This window comes from Diaphorobacter sp. MNS-0 (assembly GCF_019602835.1).
GTDB lineage: Bacteria > Pseudomonadota > Gammaproteobacteria > Burkholderiales > Burkholderiaceae_C > Diaphorobacter > Diaphorobacter nitroreducens.
Genome location: NZ_CP080761.1, coordinates 2,330,200 through 2,348,144 on the forward strand (window position 1 = coordinate 2,330,200; position 17,945 = coordinate 2,348,144).

16 protein-coding genes and 1 pseudogene are annotated in these 17,945 nt (G+C 68.9%); 7 read left to right on the forward strand and 10 right to left on the reverse strand.

Annotated elements, in window-relative coordinates; translation table 11 throughout:
* Positions 1-90: 90 nt before the first annotated feature.
* The 6 genes from K2L43_RS11080 to K2L43_RS11105 form a co-directional block, all read right to left on the reverse strand.
* Positions 91-996: an SDR family oxidoreductase gene (locus K2L43_RS11080; RefSeq protein WP_088886548.1), complete on the reverse strand. Its 906-nt coding sequence runs from the start codon at positions 994-996 to the stop codon at positions 91-93.
* Between the two features lie 34 nt (positions 997-1,030).
* A complete protein-coding gene (locus K2L43_RS11085; RefSeq protein WP_220637561.1) occupies positions 1,031-1,957 on the reverse strand; it encodes a glutathione S-transferase family protein in 927 nt (308 codons plus the stop codon).
* Between the two features lie 46 nt (positions 1,958-2,003).
* On the reverse strand, positions 2,004-2,468 hold the full coding sequence (locus K2L43_RS11090; RefSeq protein WP_220637562.1) for a GNAT family N-acetyltransferase: 465 nt from the start codon (positions 2,466-2,468) through the stop codon (positions 2,004-2,006).
* Positions 2,465-3,481, reverse strand: coding sequence for an NADP-dependent oxidoreductase (locus K2L43_RS11095; protein ID WP_220637563.1), 1,017 nt, complete (start codon positions 3,479-3,481; stop codon positions 2,465-2,467). Before K2L43_RS11095 ends, K2L43_RS11090 begins: the two co-directional genes overlap by 4 nt.
* Positions 3,482-3,568: 87 nt before the next feature.
* On the reverse strand, positions 3,569-3,976 hold the full coding sequence (locus K2L43_RS11100) for a PaaI family thioesterase (protein ID WP_015913503.1): 408 nt from the start codon (positions 3,974-3,976) through the stop codon (positions 3,569-3,571).
* A 72-nt stretch (positions 3,977-4,048) separates the two neighbouring features.
* The gene (locus K2L43_RS11105) at positions 4,049-4,840 is read right to left on the reverse strand and encodes an SDR family oxidoreductase (RefSeq protein WP_011804965.1); all 792 of its coding nucleotides are present in this window, start codon (positions 4,838-4,840) and stop codon (positions 4,049-4,051) included.
* A gap of 215 nt (positions 4,841-5,055) precedes the next feature.
* On the opposite strand from K2L43_RS11105, the gene K2L43_RS11110 reads away from it, so the two are divergent.
* The 7 genes and pseudogenes from K2L43_RS11110 (at position 5,056) to K2L43_RS11140 (ending at position 12,220) form a co-directional block, all read left to right on the forward strand.
* Positions 5,056-5,523 (forward strand): nucleoside deaminase, encoded by a 468-nt coding sequence (locus K2L43_RS11110; RefSeq protein WP_015913504.1) that lies wholly within the window; start codon positions 5,056-5,058, stop codon positions 5,521-5,523.
* Positions 5,524-5,710: 187 nt separating this feature from the next.
* Positions 5,711-5,908, forward strand: a complete 198-nt coding sequence (locus K2L43_RS11115; RefSeq protein WP_220637564.1) for a hypothetical protein — start codon at positions 5,711-5,713, stop codon at positions 5,906-5,908.
* A 185-nt stretch (positions 5,909-6,093) separates the two neighbouring features.
* On the forward strand, positions 6,094-7,227 hold the full coding sequence (locus K2L43_RS11120; protein WP_011804964.1) for an ABC transporter substrate-binding protein: 1,134 nt from the start codon (positions 6,094-6,096) through the stop codon (positions 7,225-7,227).
* A gap of 190 nt (positions 7,228-7,417) precedes the next feature.
* Positions 7,418-8,656 (forward strand): annotated as a pseudogene (locus K2L43_RS11125) (MFS transporter); the annotation flags it as partial.
* 156 nt (positions 8,657-8,812) lie between these two features.
* Positions 8,813-9,703, forward strand: a complete 891-nt coding sequence (locus tag K2L43_RS11130) for a putative selenate ABC transporter substrate-binding protein (protein ID WP_220638994.1) — start codon at positions 8,813-8,815, stop codon at positions 9,701-9,703.
* A gap of 121 nt (positions 9,704-9,824) precedes the next feature.
* Positions 9,825-10,658 (forward strand): phosphonate ABC transporter ATP-binding protein, encoded by an 834-nt coding sequence (locus K2L43_RS11135; RefSeq protein WP_011804961.1) that lies wholly within the window; start codon positions 9,825-9,827, stop codon positions 10,656-10,658.
* Positions 10,649-12,220, forward strand: coding sequence for an ABC transporter permease (locus K2L43_RS11140; protein WP_220637565.1), 1,572 nt, complete (start codon positions 10,649-10,651; stop codon positions 12,218-12,220). The genes K2L43_RS11135 and K2L43_RS11140 overlap by 10 nt, the downstream gene beginning before the upstream one ends.
* Before the next feature lie 427 nt (positions 12,221-12,647).
* Here K2L43_RS11140 and K2L43_RS11145 read toward each other — a convergent pair whose 3' ends face one another.
* The 4 genes from K2L43_RS11145 to K2L43_RS11160 all read right to left on the reverse strand — a co-directional run bounded on the left by K2L43_RS11145 (position 12,648) and on the right by K2L43_RS11160 (position 17,908).
* Positions 12,648-13,148: a flavodoxin family protein gene (locus K2L43_RS11145; protein ID WP_172207103.1), complete on the reverse strand. Its 501-nt coding sequence runs from the start codon at positions 13,146-13,148 to the stop codon at positions 12,648-12,650.
* Positions 13,149-13,208: 60 nt separating this feature from the next.
* Positions 13,209-15,068, reverse strand: a complete 1,860-nt coding sequence (locus tag K2L43_RS11150; protein ID WP_220637566.1) for an acyl-CoA dehydrogenase — start codon at positions 15,066-15,068, stop codon at positions 13,209-13,211.
* 138 nt (positions 15,069-15,206) lie between these two features.
* The gene (locus K2L43_RS11155; protein WP_220637567.1) at positions 15,207-16,391 is read right to left on the reverse strand and encodes a GGDEF domain-containing protein; all 1,185 of its coding nucleotides are present in this window, start codon (positions 16,389-16,391) and stop codon (positions 15,207-15,209) included.
* Between the two features lie 341 nt (positions 16,392-16,732).
* Positions 16,733-17,908 carry an acetyl-CoA C-acyltransferase gene (locus K2L43_RS11160; protein ID WP_011804956.1) on the reverse strand — a complete coding sequence of 392 codons (1,176 nt, stop codon included), beginning with the start codon at positions 17,906-17,908 and terminating at the stop codon, positions 16,733-16,735.
* Positions 17,909-17,945 lie beyond the last annotated feature (37 nt).

The following is a 17,945-nucleotide window of genomic DNA, read 5'->3' on the forward strand; positions in this document are numbered from 1 at the left end:
GCACCTGGGTGGACGCGCAAACGCTACATTTTCAATAGCTGCTAGCACTTATCCAGCAAGCGCCAGAAGCCATTTCGATTCAAAATCCGGTCACTGCGCGCGCAACGCCGCCCGCAGTTGCGCCCCCAGCTCGGGTTTGTCCGCGAACGGGTCGGTGGGGTTGCGAGCCTGCACCACGTCTTCCATGCGCGTGCGCACGGCCCCCAGCGCCTGCGGGTGGCTGTAGATGTAGAACTGCCCCGCCGCCACGGCATCGAAGACCTTCTGCGCCACCTCGGCGGCCGTCACCTTGCCGCTGGTGACGGCCTTGCCGATCATGGCCTGGCCGATGAGCTGGCTCTTGGTGGGCCGCTCGTCCGCCAGCACCTGCGGGCGGTTGCGCTCGCTCTGGCTGATGCCCGTGGGCACGAAATACGGACACAGCACGCTGGCGCCCACCTGGTCGGTGACCAGCGCCAGGTCCTGGTACAGCGTCTCGCTCAGTGCCACCACGGCGTGCTTGCTGACGTTGTAGATGCCCATGTTGGGCGGGGCCAGCAAGCCGGCCATGCTGGCGGTGTTGACGATGTGCCCGCGCCAGGCGGGGTCGTCCTTGGCGGCCTGCAGCATCAGCGGGGTGAACAGGCGCACGCCGTGCACCACGCCCATGAGGTTCACGCCCAGCACCCATTCCCAGTCGCGGGCCGAGTTCTCCCACACCAGCCCGCCCGACCCCACGCCCGCGTTGTTGAACACCAGGTGCGGCGCGCCGAAGTGCTGCACCACGTCCTGCGCCAGCTGCTCCATCTGCGCGGCGCTGGACACGTCCACCCGGCGCGCCAGCACGGGGGCGCCAGCGGCGGCCAGCTCCACGGCGGCGCGCTCCAGCGCGTCCTGCTGCACGTCCACCAGGACCAGGTTCATGCCCAGGCGCGCGCCGATGCGGGCGCACTCCAGGCCAAAGCCCGAGCCCGCCCCCGTGAGCACGGCGGTCTTGCCGGCGAAGTTGTCGATCATGCTGTGTGTCTCCTGCGGTCTATGAATGGAAATCTCATGCGGCGCGGCGCAGCACATAGCCCACGCGTGGGAAGTGCACATGCACGTCGCCCGCGCGCGGATCGGTGCGCGCCAGCGTGTAGCGCGTGCGCGTGGCAGCGATCAGCGTGCCTTCGGTGGGCTCGGGCCCAAAGCTCTCGGCGGTGATCGTCACGCGGCTGCCCAGGGGGATGCCATGCTCGTCCTGGAAGGCCTCGGCGGGCAGCGGCTGGGGTAGCGCGCCTGCGGCAACGGTGACGGCGTCCTGGGCGCTGAACTTCTCCGCGCGGCCCTGGCCCTGCGCGGCCATGCGATCCATCCACTCCAGCACCGCCGGCGTGGCCGAGAGAATGTCGGCCATCACCGGCACGCATTCGCGCGTGAACCACAGCGGGTGGTAGGCGGCAAAGTCGGCCACGCAGGGCTCGGCGCCGAAGAGGAAGTCGTGCTCTTCCACCATGTTGGCGATGCGCCGCAGGTACGAGCGGTAGGCCGCCGTGGCGTCCGCCGGGTGGGTGCGGGCCGTGCCCATGGCGCGGCGGTCGTTGCGAAAAGCCTCGGCCGCACCATCGGGCAGGCCGGCGAACAGCGCCTGTGCACCGCGCGGCTGCAGGCAGTAAGCCATGGCGGCCCCGAACAGCACCATGTCCGCCCACTGCGCGAACACGCGCGAGACGCCTTTGAGGTGCGGCGGGTACAGCACGGGCTCGGGCTGCAGATGCTCCAGCACATCGCAGATCAGCGCCGTGTCGCAATAGATGTCAGCCCCGATCTGCAGGAAGGGCGTGCGCCGGTAGCCGCCGGTGAGTGCCGCCACGTCGGGTTTGGGCATGACGCTGGGCACGATCACCGACTTCCACGCCAGTTGCTTGAAGCCGAGCACGCAGCGCACCTTGTGTGCGAACGGCGAGGCGGGATAGTGGTGCAGGATGAGTTCGGTCATGCGCTCTCCGGTGCGGTGCGAAAGACGGCCCCTGCCTTGCGCCCTTTCAGGCCTGTGGCGGCGGGCTCCACAGCATCTGGACATGCGGGATGTCGTCTTCCAGATAGGGATCGGACACCGTAGCAAACCCCAGGCTGCCATACAAGCGCTGCAGGTGCGCCTGCGCGCTGATGCGCACCGGGCGCCCCGGCCATACCCGCTGGCACTGCGCCAGCCCTTCAGCCACCAGCGCGCGGCCCAGGCCGCTTCCGCGCGCCTCGGGCGCGCAGACCACGCGGCCGATCGAGGGCTCGGCGTAGTTCACGCCGGGGTCCACCACGCGCAGCGTGGCCAGCAGCGGCCCCTGCGGCTGCGCGCGGCCCAGCAGGTGCCAGGCGTGCTTGTCCGCACCGTCCGGGTCCTGGTAGGGGCCCTGCTCCAGGATGAACACCCGGCAGCGCAGGGCCAGGGCATCGTGCAGCGCGTGCACGCCCAGGTCGTCAAACCGTGCCCAGCTCCACTGCACCGTCAAACCAGCTTCACCAGTTGCTTGCCGAAGTTCTTGCCCTTGAGCAGGCCCAGGAACGCCTCGGGCGCCGCGGCCAGGCCCTGGGCGATGGTCTCGCGCGGGCGCAGCTTGCCGCTGGCCGCCAGGCCTCCCAGTTCCTTGAGCGCCTCGGGCCACACCTCCATGTGTTCGCTGACGATGAAGCCCTCGACCCTCATGCGGTTGATGAGGATGAGCGCGGGGTTCTGCAGCGGCAGCGGCTGGCCGTCGTAGCCGGCGATCATGCCGCACATGGCCACGCGGGCGAACGCGTTGGCGCGCAGCAGAACGGCGTCCAGGATGTAGCCGCCCACGTTCTCGAAGTAGCCGTCGATGCCGTCCGGGCAGGCTTCCTTGAGCGCGCGGGCCATGCTCTTCAAATCGCCGTTCGCACGGTGGTCGATGCAGGCGTCAAAGCCCAGCTCTTCAGTCACATAGCGGCATTTGTCCGGGCCGCCGGCAATGCCCACCACGCGGCAGCCGCGCGCCTTGGCCAGCGCGCCGAAGGCACTGCCCACGGCGCCGCTGGCGGCGCTCACCACCACGGTCTCGCCCGCCTTCGGGGCGATGATCTTCACCAGGCCGTACCAGGCGGTCACGCCGGGCATGCCCACGGCCCCCAGGTAGGCCGACAGCGGCACGTGGGTGGTATCGACCTTGCGCAGCATGCCGGGCGTGTTGCCGTCGGCCACGCTGTACTCCTGCCAGCCGCCCATGCCGACCACCTTGTCGCCCACGGCATAGGCCGGGTGGCGGCTCTCGACGACCTCGCCCACCGTCCCGCCGATCATCACCTCGCCCAGCGGCTGGCTGGCGGCGTAGCTCTTGCTGTCGTTCATGCGCCCGCGCATGTAGGGGTCCAGGCTCAGGTAATGGTGGCGCACCAGCACCTGGCCGTCCTGCAGTGCAGGCGTATCGGTGGTGACCAGGCGGAAGTTGTCCACCGTGGCTTCACCCTGGGGGCGGTTGTCGAGGAGGATCTGTTGGTTGCGTGGCATGCGAAATCTCCAGGTTAAATTTTGCTATTGTTTCAATAGCTTCTAGCGCTTGATACATAAGCGCCAGAGCCACTTTTCATTTCAAATTCAGTCGGTGGACACGCCGCCGGGCACGGCCTTGGGCACGTATTTGAAGGTGCCCGTGGCATGGCTGCAGACGCGCCCTTCGGCGTCGTACACCGCCCCTTCGACGAAGGCCAGCGAGCGCGTGCGGTGCAGCAGCCGCCCCTTGGCCACCAGCGGGCCGCGCGCCGGGTGCATGAAGCTGGTCTTCATCTCGATGGTGACCACGCCCATGTCCGGCGTATCGCTGCGCGCGGCCGTGGCCAGGGTCACGTCCAGCAGCGTCATGGTGGCGCCGCCATGGGTGACGGCGTAGGAATTCATGTGCTCGGGCCGCGCCTCAAAGTGCAGTTCGGACGTTCCGCCTTGCATGTGATGCAGGGTGAAGCCCAGCTCTTTGACGAAGGGAATGTCGGCACCAAAATCCAGCACGGGAAGCTCCTTGCTCAAGGTAAAAAAAGACCGAAAGGATAGTGCCCCTGGCGCGGTGGTTCGCCCTTGCCGTCAGCCGCCGATGACCGCGCTCACGCCCCCGTCCACGGCCAGCCACTGGCCGGTGATGTGCTTGCCCGCCTCGCTGGCATACAGCAGCGTGATGCCCTTGAGGTCTTCGTCGTCGCCCAGGCGGCGCAGCGGCGCGTGCGCGGCCATCTTTTCCTCGCCCAGCGTCTCGATGAGCACGGTGGCCATCTTGGTCTTGAAGAAACCCGGGCAGATCGCGTTCACGCCGATGCCGTGCACGCCCCACTCGCAGGCCAGCGCGCGCGTGAAGTTGATCACCGCGCCCTTGGATGTGTTGTAGGCAATGGTCTTCATCTCGATCGGGTTGCCCGCCAGCCCCGCGATAGATGCCACGTTGATGATGCGACCGCTCTTGCGCGGGATCATGCTGTGCTTGCCGATCGCCTGCGACAGCAGGAAGTAGCCGCGCACGTTCAGGTTCATGACCTTGTCCCATGCGGCCACGGGGTGGTCCTCGGCCGGCGCGCCCCAGCTCGCGCCGGCGTTGTTGATCAGGATGTCCACGTCGCCCATGCGCTGCAGCGTCTCGCTGGCCAGGCGGTGGATGTCTTCCTCGCGCGCGCAGTCGGCGGCGACCCAGCGCGCGTCGATGCCGGCGGCCTGCAGCTCGGCGGCGGCCTGCTCCAGGTCTTCGGCCTTGCGCGAACTGAGCATGATGCGCGCGCCCGCCTCGCCCAGTGCGTGCGCCATCTGCAGCCCCAAGCCGCGCGAGCCGCCGGTGACGAGGGCGGTCTTGCCCGAGAGGTCGAAGAGTTGTTGCGCGGTACGGGCCATGAAGGTGTCTCCCCAAGAGTCTGTGGTACGCCGTGCCATCGCCCACAGTGGGCAACGGAGGCGCGGCGGCAGGATTTTGAGCGGCTATTGTGGCGAGCGGCCCGCGCCGCACATGTCACATGCGTGATTCGCGGGCAAGGTTTTTGTGTCCAAAGGACAATCCGGGCGCGGAGCCCGCGGGGAAAGCGGGGGCCGCTCATTTTTCAGGAGTTCCCATGTCCACCGATACCGCCCTGCTGCGCCGGGCCGTGCACCTGGCCCATGACAACCGGGCCCGCGGGGGCCGGCCCTTCGGCGCGGTGATCGCGCGCGGCGGCGAGGTGATCGCCACCGGCGTGAACGACATCGTGCACAGCCACGACCCCAGTACCCACGCCGAGATGCAGGCCCTGCGCGCCGCAACACGCCAGCGGGCGAACCCCAGCCTGGCGGGCTGCACGGTCTACGCCAGCGGCCACCCCTGCCCCATGTGCCTGGCGGCGCTGGTCATGGCCGGCGCGGACAGGGTGTTCTACGCCTTCGACAACCGCGACGCCGCGCCCTACGGCCTGTCCAGCGAAGGCGCCTACCAGCGCCTGCGGCTGCCGCTGGACCCGCCGCCCCTGCCGCTGCAACGCCTGGCCACGGGCATTGGCGTGGAGCAGCTCTACGGCGACGCGCCCTGGCCCACGGACGGCCCCTGACACCCCCGACCACAGCGCCGCTGAAGCCGGTGCCGGCCCCTGCGTATTGGAATGCCTGGCGACGGTGGCGCTGGCCACGCTGAACCGGGGGCACTTCCTCACGGCCATGGGATCGCCGGGCCGGCATGGGGATTCTCGGCGCCTGCATGTCCCACCCTGCGGCCCATGGCGCTGATGGGCGCGGGGCATGGCTGGCCCCCACGGCGCTGCGGCGCCTGGGCGCGCGCGCCACGGCCACGGCCACGGCCACCGGCGCGCCGGCATGCGTCGCCGGGCTGCGCTCGCCGCCGTGCAGGCGCGCCCATTGCACCTGGCCACCGCCGCAGGTTATCGCGCCGTGCGGCTGGCAGCATCGCCGGCGGCCGCGCTGGCTTCACAACGGTAGGTGCGTGATGCGGGGATGTGCGTTCCGGTATGTGACCTTTCTGGCGCGGCACGCGCACCACGTACGCCGGCCGTGCCACATCGCGGTCACAACATGCACCTTTTGAGGGACTGCAGCCACCCGCTGCCAGTGCGAAACCACAGCCCATGCACCCACTTGGTGCAACGCGGGCACAGGGAGGAACCATGAACCAGAAACCCCATGGGCGCCTGCGCGCCTGGCAAGCCGCCTGCCTGCTGGCGGGCGCCCTGAGCGGCGGCGCCGCCTCGGCCGACATCCTGATCGGGCAGACCACGGCCGTCAGCGGCCCAGTGGCGGCCAGCGTGGGCGAGACCCTCGCGGGCGTGCACCTGTATCTGGACCACGTCAATGCCAAGGGTGGCGTGCATGGCGAGCGCATCAAGCTGATCACGCTGGACGACAAGTTCGAGCCCAAGCTCGCCGGCGAGAACGCGCGCCGCCTGATCGAAGACGACAACGTGGCCGCGCTGTTCATGAGCCGCGCCACGCCGCACACCGAAGCCATCCTGCCGCACCTGGCCAAGCACGGCGTGGCGCTGGTGGCACCCTCCACGGGTGCGATGACCTTCCACAAGCCCGCCAACCCGCTGGTGTTCAACGTGCGCTCCAGCTACCAGGCCGAGACCGAGAAGGCCGTGGAGCACCTGCACACCATCATGGTCCAGCGCATCGCCGTGGTGCACGTGGACGACAGCTTTGGCGAGGACTGCCTGGCCGGTGCCCAGAAGGGCTTTGCCAACGTGGGCAGCAAGCCCGTGGCCGTGATCAAGGCCGACCGCGCCAAGCCGGACTACGCCACCATCGTGCCGCAGCTCATCCAGGCGCAGGCCCAGGCGGTCATCTGGATCGGCTCCAGCGTGGCGGTGAGCGACGGCGTGAAAGCGCTGCGCAAGGCCGGCTCGTCCATGCAGGTGGTCACGGTGTCGAACAACGCATCCCGCGGCTTCGTCGCCCAGCTGGGCGACTCGGTGCGCGGCGTGATCGTCACGCAGGTGTTCCCCAACGTGCGCTCCATGGGCTACGCCATCAACCGCGAGGCCGCCGCCCTGGCCAAGGCCAAGGGCAACCTGACGCTGTCGCCCTCGGTGATGGAAGGCTTCACCTCCGCCAAGGTGCTGGTGGAAGGCCTGCGCCGCGCCGGCCCCAAGCCCACGCGCGAGAAGATCGTCACCGCGCTGGGCGGCATGAGCCACTACGACCTGGGCGGGCTGGAGCTGGGCTACGGCCCCGGCGACCGCACGGGCCTGAGCTACGTGGAGCTGTCCATCATCGACGCGGACGGACTGTTCCGCCGCTGACGCCGTCGCTGCCGCGCCGCGGGGCCACCGGGCCACCGGGCCACCGGGCTACCGGGTCACCGCCCCTCGCGCGCCGCGGCAGCCCCCATCGCCAATCGCGATGCGCCGCCGGCCGCAGCCGGCGCACACGGCCCACGGCAGCCGTTACAACCAAGGGTCGCATTCACCCGGCCCCACGCCCGTCGCCCCCATGTCCTCTCAAGATTCCTCACCGGCCCGCTGGTACTTCGGCTGGAACATCGTGGCCGCGGCCACCGTGCTCACCGCCCTCACCGTGGGCCTGCGCCTGGGGCTGGGCCCGCTGTTCCTGCCCATGGCCGAGGACCTGGGCTTTTCGCGCAGCCTGCTGTCGTCCATCGTCGCCGTGGGCATGCTGTGCTACGGCGCGGCCATGCCGCTGGCGGGCTGGCTGGTGGCGCGCCGGGGCACGCGCTTCGTGCTGCTGGCGGGCACGGTCCTGCTGGTGGCGTCGACACTCTGGGCAGTGAACACGCGCACGCCGCTGGGGCTGCTGCTGAGCTTCGGCATCCTCATGTCCGTGGGCGCGGGATTCACCAGCCCGGTGGCGCTCACGCCGGTCATCAGCCGCTGGTTCAACCGCCGCCGGGGCATGGCGCTGTTCTTCTTGTCCACGGGCTCCATGGCCGGCATCGCCATCATGACGCCCGCGCTGGGCATGGCGCTGCAGCATCTGAGCTGGCAGGCCACGCTGCTGGGCTTTGCCGCGCTGTTCACCGCCATCACCGTGCCCACGGCGTTGTGGGTGATCCGCGACGAGGCGCCTGCCGATGGCGATGCCCCGCTGCCCGGCAGCCCCATTCGTGCGGCGAACCCGGTGGCTCCCGCAGGGCAGCACTACACGGTGCTGCAGGCCATGCGCACCGGCACCTTCCTCAAGATCACGCTGGGCCTGTTCGCCTGCGGCTTCAGCATGAACCTGCTGGGCACGCACGGCATGCCCATGCTGATGGACCATGGCTTTGACGCCACCACCAGCGCCTTCGGCATCGGCCTGATCGGGCTGGTGGCCATTCCCAGCACCATGGTGCTGGGGCGCCTGGCCGACCGGCTGCCGCGGCGCAAGCTGCTGGCCGCCATCTATTGCGTGCGTGGCGTGGGGTTCTTCGCGCTGCTGCTGGCGGGCAATACCCTGGAGCTGTACGGCACCTCGGTGATCGGCGGCATTGCCTGGGCGGGCAGCATCGCGCTGTCGTCCGCCATCCTGGCCGACATGTTCGGCGTGCGGCTGGTGGGCGTGCTCTACGGCTGGGCCTACCTGGGGCATCAGGTGGGGGCCATGATCAGCGCCTGGCTGGGCGGCTGGGGCTATGAGCATTTCGGCACGCACTGGATCGCCTTCGGCCTGTCGGGCGCGCTGCTGATGGTGGCCGCGGGGGTGGCGCTGCTGCTGCCGGGGCGGCGCCCCCCCGGCGCTGCCCTCGCCCCAGGCGGCGGGCTGAGCGTTCACCGCCGGCCGCGCGCCCCCCGGGCAGCCGACGCCACCTTGGGCGACAATGGCGGCCCTCGCGCACACCCCGCAGGCCCTCGGCTTGCAGCGCGCTCGATTCAACTTTCCCTCACCGCCATGACCTCTTCAACGACCGCACGCCGTGCGGCGCCGCGCCGCTTTGCCGCAGCCGCCGCCGCTGTCGCCAGCTTCTCTCCCTTCCTTTCCACCCAGGCCGCCGAGCCGCAGGTGCTGCGCGTATCCGCCATCCCCGACGAAGCGCCTACCGAACTGCAACGCAAGTTCAAGCCGCTGGGCGAGTACCTGTCGCAGGCCACCGGCATGAAGGTGGTGTTCACCCCGGTAACCGACTACGCCGCCGTGGTCGAATCCCTGGCCACGCGCAAGCTGGATTTGGCCTGGCTGGGCGGCTTCACCTACGTGCAGGCGCGCATCCGCACGGGCGGCACGGCCATTCCGCTGGTGCAGCGGGAGGAGGACGCACGCTTTACCTCGCGCTTCATCACCGCCGACCCCGCCATCCAGGGCCTGGCCGACCTCAAGGGCAAGACCTTTGCCTTTGGCGCTCCCTCGTCCACCTCGGGCAGCCTGATGCCGCGCTACTTCCTGCAGCAAGCCGGCGTCCAGCCCGAGCGGGATTTCAAGACCGTGGCCTATTCCGGCGCGCATGACGCCACCGTCGCCTTCGTGGCCGCCGGCAAGGCGCAGGCCGGCGTGCTCAACGCCTCCGTCTGGGACAAGCTGGTCGAAACCAAGAAGGTGGACCCGTCCAAGGTACGGGTGTTCGCCACCACCCCGCCCTACTTCGACTACAACTGGACCGTGCGCGGCGATCTCGATCCCGCCGTGGTGCAGAAGATCAAGGCCGCCTTCCTGGCGCTCGACCCGGCCAAGCCCGAGCACAAGGCCATCCTGGAACTGCAGCGCGCCTCGCGCTTCATCGCCACCGAGCCGCGCAACTACGACGGCATCGAAGACGCCGCCAAGACGGCCGGCCTGCTGAAGTAAGCGCGCTGGCGCGCGCGGGCCTGGCCCAGGTAGCCCGCGCGTGCGCCATTGGCGTTTTTGATCAAATCAGCCCCTAGCGCTTGCTGGATAAGCGCTAGCAGCTATTGAAACAAGAGCAACCATGAGCTTCGAGCTGGACGGCGTGGATCTATGCCACCCCGGCGGCCATGTGGCGCTGCGCGGCATTACCCTGGCCGCGCGCCAGGGCGAGAGCCTGGCGCTGATCGGCCCCTCGGGGGCGGGTAAGACCACCCTGCTGAACCTGCTGGGCACAGCCCTGCCCGCCAGCGCCGGCCGCGTGCACGTGCTGGGCTCCGCCCTGGGCGCGTCGTCGCCCGACACGCCCCATGCTTCGTGGCCTCCGCCGCGTGCGCTGCGCGCGCGCATCGGCACCGTGCACCAGGCCCCGCCCCTGCCGCCGCGCCAGCGCGTGGTGACCGCCGTGCTGGCCGGGCGCCTGGGCCAATGGCCCGCATGGAAGGCGCTGGCCTCGCTGCTGTACCCGGCCGACCTGCCCGGTGCGCACGCCGCGCTGCAGCGCGTGCAGTTGCAGGACAAGCTGTTCGCGCGCTGCGACCAGCTCTCGGGCGGGCAGCTGCAGCGCGTGGGCATTGCCCGCGTGCTGTACCAGCAGCCAGCGCTGCTGCTGGCCGACGAGCCCGTCTCTGCCCTTGACCCCACGCTGGCGCTGGCCACCGTGCAGCTGCTGGTGCAGGACGCGGCCGCACGTGGCGCCACGCTGGTCGCCAGCCTGCACGCGGTGGACCTGGCGCTGGCCTGCTTTGCGCGCGTGGTGGGCCTGCGCGAGGGGCGCATCGCCTTCGACCTGCCGGCCGGCGCGGTCACGCCCGATCTGCTGCAGGCGCTGTACGCCCCGCCCGGCGACGGCGCGCTCGCGCCGGATGAAACGCCCACGCCGCCCCCGACCACCAGCAGCTACGCCTCATGCCGCTGACGCACCCCGCCCCGCACCTGCGCGACCCGGCCGCACGCGGTCGGCTGGGCGGCGCGCTGCTGGCCGTGGTGCTGCTGTGGCCGCTGTTGCAGGCGTCGGGCTTTGACCTGGCCGCTCTGCTGGCGCCCGAGAACCTGCGCGTGCTGGGCGGGTTCCTGCGCCAGTTCCTGCCGCCTGAAATGGGGGCCGACTTCCTGGCCCTGCTGGCGCGCGCCACCCTGGAAACGCTGGCGATTGCCACTGCGGGGCTGGCATTGGCCTTCGTGCTGGCGGTGCCGTTGGCCTACTGGGCCAGCAACGCTGCACGCGAACGCCCCCGGCTGAACCCGGCAGCGCGCGGCGTGCTCACGGTGCTGCGCGGCATCCCCGAGCTGGTGTGGGCGCTGGTGTTCGTGCGCGTGTTCGGCCTGGGGCCGACGGCCGGCGTGCTGGCGCTGGGGCTGGCCTACGGCGGCATGCTGGGCAAGGTGTATGCCGAGATCCTCGAATCCGTGCCCGCCGCACCCGCCCAGGCGCTGGTGCGCAGTGGCGCGCGCCGGCCCATCGCTCTGCTCTACGGCCTGCTGCCGCAGGCGGCACGCGAACTCACCTCCTACACCGTGTACCGCTGGGAATGCGCGGTGCGCGCCTCGGTGGTAATGGGCTTCGTGGGCGCGGGCGGGCTGGGCCAGCTCATGGACCAGGCCATGAAGATGCTCAACGGCGGCGAGGCGTGCACCATCCTTGTGACCTTCATGCTGCTGGTGCTGGCGGCCGATGCGCTGTCGGGCGGGCTGCGCCGCGCGCTGGATGCGCCCCCCGCGGCACGCGCCGCGCCGCTGGGCTGGCGCAGCGGCGCGTTGACCGCGACGGTGCTGGCCGCCCTGGCCGCCAGCCTGTGGCTGCTGGACATGGACTTGCCCGCGCTCTTCACCGCCGAGGCGGCGCGCAGCATGGCGGAGTTTGCCGGCGGCTTCTTCCCACCCGAGCTGGGCGGCACCTGGCTGCGGCAGGTGGCGCGCGGCGTGTGGGAGACGCTGGCCATCTCCATCGTGGGCACGCTGCTGGCCGCCCTGCTGGCCCTGCTGCTGGCCCTGCCACGCCGGCGCGCGGGCTGGAACCTGCTGCTGAACCTACTGCGCTCGGTGCCCGAACTGGTATGGGCCACGCTCACCGCCCTGGCCGTGGGCCTGGGGCCGTTTGCCGGCGCACTGGCCCTGGCCCTGCACACCACGGGCGTGCTGGGCCGGCTGTATGCCGAGGCGCTGCAGAACACCCCGGCCACGGCCGCGCGTGCGCTGCGCCAGGCCGGCAGCGGCGGCGCCATGGCGTTCCTGTATGGCACGCTGCCCGGGGCGGCGCCGCAATTGGTGGCGTACACGCTGTACCGCTGGGAGATGAACATCCGCATGGCCGCCATCCTCGGCTTCGTGGGCGCGGGCGGCCTGGGGCAGTTGCTGTACGTGGAGCTGTCGCTGTTCCACCATGCGCAGGCGGGCACGGTGATCCTGGCGATGCTGGCGCTATCGGTTGCGGTGGACTGGGCCAGCGCGGCGCTGCGCCGCTGGATGGGCAGGGCCTAGGGCCTGTTCACACTATTTTTGCCAGATGCGTTGCGATCAAAAAGGGCCAGGCGCAAGGCGCCAAACGAAGCTGGGGTGCTACCCCAGCGAGGCTTGGCAACGCCGCGAATGGCCCTTTTTGATCGCAACCCGGAGGGAACGGAGTGAAAACCGCGCCATTCGTCGTTGCCCTCCTAGCCAAGGCCCCGGCCTTGGCGTCGTCACGCGCCTAGATTGGCGCGGTTTTCACGCCATTCGCACTGGCAAAAATAGTGTGAACAGGCCCTAGTACCGCAACCGGGGAGTGGAGTAACAAAAGGCGATCGATGGCTTCGCCCCAAGGGCCAGGCGCGAACCGCAGCAACGACCGTGGCCATTGCGAGGATGGGCAACGCCGCCTCGCAGGCGAAGGCTCGCTTTCATGTCCCGACACTTTCGGGTCGCAGCACTAGAACACCCCCAGCGCGAGCCCGGTGGCCAGCGCCTCGCCCAGCGCACGGCAGCGCTCCAGGTCCGCCGCGCCGATCTGCTTGGGGGCCAGGATCGCCTCGGGCGTCTGGGCGTGGGTGCAGACGATCAGCGGCTCGGCCACGGCCTTCAGCCGCCAGCCCGTGGCGATGCGGGCGATCTGGCGTGCGGCGTTCTGGCCGTCGCTGCCGGCGCAGACCAGGCTGGCGTAGGGCCGGCCATTGATGCGGTCCAGCACCGGGTAGTAGCAGCGATCGAAGAGGTCCTTGAGCTGGCCGCTGATGGCCGCCAGGTTTTCCGGCGTGGCGAACAAGTAGCCCTGCGCGGCCAGCACATCGTCCGGCCCCGCCTGCGCCGCGTGGAGCAGGCGCACCGACACGGCGGGCTCGGCCGCGGCGCCGGCGCGCGCGGCCTCGGCCATCTGGCGCGTGCCGCCGGTCAGCGAGTGGTAGACGATCAGCAGGGTCTGGGGCGCATCCATGCGGCAAGCATAGACCGTTGCCCATGCGGGCGACCACCACCCTGCGGAGAGCGCGTGGCGTCAGAACGCGTCTTCATCCAGTGCCGCGCAGGTCAGGTCACGCTGGCGCACCACCTGCAGCCAGGCACCGATGCGCGGCAATTCATAGTGGTAAAAATAGCGTGCAGCGCCCATCCTACCAGCGCTAGCAGCTATTGAAAGAGTAGCATCCCGTGCGAGCACGCTGCACGCCACGTCCAGCCACACCCAGGCCAGCACCGTGTGGCCGAAGGCCTGCATGTAGGGCACGGCGTTGGCCAGCGCCTCGGTAGGGTTGCCGGTGGCCCAGGCGGCCTGCGTGGCTTCGCCCACGTCCTGCAGGGCCTGGGCCAGCTGGTCCGCCCAGGCGGCGAGTTCCGGATGCTTGCGCGCCTGGGCAATGGTGGCGCCAATGGTGCGCGCCAGCAGCTGCAGGCCTGCGCCGCCCTGCATCACCACCTTGCGGCCCAGCAGGTCGGCGGCCTGGATGCCGTGCGTGCCCTCGTGGATCATGTTCAGGCGGTTGTCGCGCCAGTACTGCTCCACGGGGAAGTCGCGCGTGTAGCCGTAGCCGCCGTGGATCTGGATCGCCAGGCTGTTGGCCTCCAGGCAGAACTCGCTGGGCCAGCTCTTGGCGATGGGGGTCAACACCTCCAGCAGCAGCTTGGCATCCTGCGCCGCCTGCGGCTCGCCCGTGCGGCCCTCGTCCACCAGCCGCGCGCAATACAGGTTGAGCGCCAGCGCGCCCTCGCAGTAGCTCTTTTGCGCAAGCAGCATGCGCTTGATGTCCGCGTGCCGGATCAGCGGCACCGGCGGCTGGCTGGCGTCCTTGCCGGCACTGCCGGCGGCGCTGGTGCTGCCCTGTACCGGGCGGCCCTGCAGCCGCGTCCTGGCGTAGTCCAGGCTGGCGTAGTAGCCTGCCAGGCCCAGCGTGGTTGCCGCCATGCCGATGGCGATGCGTGCCTCGTTCATCATGTGGAACATGCACCTCAGGCCCTCGCCCGGCCGCCCCACGAGGTAGCCGATGGCGCCGGCGCCGCCGCGCACGGGGTACCTGCCCTCGCCAAAATTCAGCAGCGTGTTGGTGGTGCCGCGCCAGCCCAGCTTGTGGTTCAGTCCCGCCAGCGCCACGTCGTTGCGCTCGCCCGTCAGTTGGCCATCGGTATCGACCAGCTTCTTGGGCACGATGAAGAGCGAAATGCCCTTCACTCCCGGCACCAGCTTGCCGTCCGGCCCGGGGATCTTGGCGAGCACCAGGTGCACGATGTTCTCGGTCAGCTCATGGTCGCCCGAGCTGATCCACATCTTGTTGCCACGCAGGCGGTAGCGCGGGCCCAGCGGGTCCACCTCGAAGTCTGCGCCGTCGGCCTCGGCGCGCGTGGTGATGTCGCTCAAGGACGAGCCTGCCTGCGGCTCCGAAAGACACATGGTGCCCGCCCAGCGGCCGTTGAATTCATTGGCGGCGAACACCTGCTGCTGCAGAGGCGTTCCATGCACCAGGATGGCGTTGGCGTTGCCCGTGGTCAGCAGGTTGGAGCCAATGCTGATCGACGCGCAGCCAAAGAAACTGTTGGCCGCCGACTCCACGACATACGGCAGCTGCATGCCGCCCAGCGCGTAGTCCTGCGCCGCGCTGAGCATGCCGCTGTCGGCAAATGCCTGGCGTGCGTCGTGCGTGCATTGGGGCAGGATGACGCGCTCACCGTCGAACTGGGGCTCCTGCGTATCCACCGTGCGGTTGAACGGCGCGTACTTCTCGCGCGCGATGCGCTCGCAGGTGTCCAGCACGGCGTCAAACGTCTCGCGCGAGTGGTCCGCAAAGCGCTCGCGCGCATTGAGCGATCCAGCCTGGAGCCAGTCGTAGAGCAGGAAGTCGAGCGTGGAGCGCAGGGAGGTGGTCATGCGCGAAATTATGGAAGGGATGGGCCGATGAAGCCTGTCCGCTGGGTGACGCGCACCGCGGGGGTCCATTGGATCGCGCGCTGGAACACCGGGGCTTTGACCAAATCACCGTCTCGGCGTCTCGGTATTGCCCGTGATTCAGGCGTACGAAGCGGTGGCCATAGACGGCCCGGCCGTTTCGACGCGGTTGCGTCCCGCGGCTTTGCCACGGTACAGAGCCGCGTCGGCTTGTTGCAGGGCCGCCTCCAAGGCGTGTGCATCTGCAAAGCCCTGTGAAACCCCGACCGTGACCGTGCACTGCAGCGGATGACCACCCTCTGCAATGTCGATGGTTTGCGTCTCGATGGCTGCACGCAATCGCTCCGCCATGTGCATGGCCCCGGGAAAGTCGGTGTTCAGGCAGATCACCGCGAACTCTTCCCCGCCCAGACGGCTTACCAAATCGCCACGGCGCGCCGTAACTTGGAGTATCTCCGCCACACGGCACAGGACGGTGTCTCCGGCGTGGTGGCCGTAGGTGTCGTTGATCCGCTTGAAATGGTCAACGTCGACAACGAGCAAGTGCGCATGCTCCGCCCGGCGCTGGTTGAAAGACAGCTGCAGCGCCTCGGTGAGACCTCGCCGATTGAGCAACTGCGTCATCGGGTCGCGCGCAGCGATATGGCGCAACTGATCGGTCAAGCGGCGCAGTACCAGCCAGACGATCGATGGCGGCAGCACCGTGGCCAGGAATGACATGTAGATGTAGAACACCAGCTGGAACTGGCGGTCCATCTGCAATGCATCCAGGCCGCCATCCAGAAGCTTCATGAACTTGAGCGCGTTGAGTACGCATAGGCCGCTGATCAGCGCGGCAAAAAAGACCATCTCGCCATACAGATCCTTGGCAAATGTGCGAACGCCGTAGATCACCGTCAGGGCCATCACAAAAAACAGGAGTGCCGATCCCCCTGAAAGCATGGCGTAGCGTGCAACCGGCCCCACGCTCCATTGCACCAGTACCTGCGCAAGGCTGTAGAGCGCCCCAAATACGAGAAGTGGAGACAGCAAGGGGACGGCGTGCCCAAAGAAACGCATGGCTCCGAGCCAGTAAACCACCGGGGAGGCCAGCGTCAGCGTGTGGTTCACCACACTCATCGGACTCCAGGCGGGGCCGCCCTCCAGCAGCTGCAGCACATAGGCGGAGCCCAGTAGAAAGTTGCCGAGCGCGAAAAGATCCATCCCCATTTTTTGCCCATGCAGCCGTTTGCTGATCAGCAAGAACATCACCGCAAAGCACAGCAGATGCGCGCAGAGCATGCCAACGAGAACGCTTGCGACCATGGGGATATTCAAAGGGGACTTGGCCGACCCTAGGGCGAGTCGTCCAAGCCAGGACGACGGGCAGGGATTGTTGTAACAACCAGTAATTCAGAGGAGTTTAATCGTCCGCACACGCAGCCGCCTGCTGGGCGGAACTTCAGGACGCTTGCAGCCCCCTCCAGCGGCTGGCCCGCTGCGTCGCTCCCTGTACAGGAACCCGTGTCACAAAAATATCGCTCGTTTCTCCTGCTACCGCCCATGCAGCAAGCGCAGACAGCTATCAAAATAAAAGCAAGCGCCCCGCGCAGACCACATCGTCTGCGCGGGGCGCTTGTTGTTTCAGTCCGAAAGCGGATCAGCGCTTACAGCACTTCAAACACGCCCGCCGCGCCCATACCGCCACCAATGCACATGGTCACGCACACGCGCTTGGCACCGCGGCGCTTGCCTTCGATGAGGGCGTGGCCCGTGAGGCGTTGGCCCGAAACACCGTAGGGGTGGCCCAGAGCGATGGCGCCGCCGTTCACGTTCAGGCGGTCAGCGGGAATGCCCAGCTTGTCGCGGCAGTACAGCACCTGCACGGCGAAGGCTTCGTTCAGCTCCCACAGGTCGATGTCCTGCACCGTCAGGCCCAGTTTCTTGAGCACCTTGGGTACGGCGAACACGGGGCCGATGCCCATTTCGTCAGGCTCGCAACCAGCCACGGCAAAGCCCAGGAAGCGGCCCAGCGGCTGGAGGTTGTTGCGAGCAGCGTAGTCCTCGCCCACCACCACGCAGGCGCCCGCGCCGTCCGAGAACTGGCTGGCGTTGCCCGCCGAGATCAGCCCGCCAGGCATGGCCGGGCGGATACCGCTGATGCCTTCCTTGGTGGTGCCCTCGCGCGTACCCTCGTCGCGGCTCACGGTGACCTGCTTGGTGATCAGGCCCAGCGTCTTGTCGGCGATACCCGCGGTGACGGTGATGGGCGCGATCTCGGCGTCGAACAGGCCGGCTGCCTGGGCGGCGCAGGCCTTTTGCTGGCTGGCGGCGCCGTACTCGTCCATCGCGTCGCGGCCGATGTGGTAGCGCTTGGCCACCTGCTCGGCGGTCTGCAGCATGCTCCAGTAGATCTCGGGCTTTTGCTTGGCCAGGGCCAGGTCCTGGATCATGTGCAGGTTCATCTCCTGCTGCACGCACGAGATGCTTTCCACGCCACCAGCCACATACACCTCGCCCTCGCCCGCGATGATGCGCTGCGCGGCGGTGGCGATGGTCTGCAGGCCCGAGGAGCAGAAGCGGTTGATGGTCATGCCCGACGTGGTGACGGGCAGGCCGGCCTTGAGCGCGATCTGGCGCGCGATGTTCATGCCGGTGGCGCCTTCGGGATTGGCGCAGCCCATGATGACATCATCGACGGCGGCGGGGTCAATGCCCGCGCGCTGCACGGCGTGCTGCACGGCGTGGCCGCCCAGCGTGGCGCCGTGGGTCATGTTGAACGAGCCCTTCCAGCTCTTGGCGAGCGGCGTGCGGGCGGTGGAAACGATCACTGCGGAGGTCATTGCAATATTCCTTGTTCTGCGTGCTTCAGGCGGACGA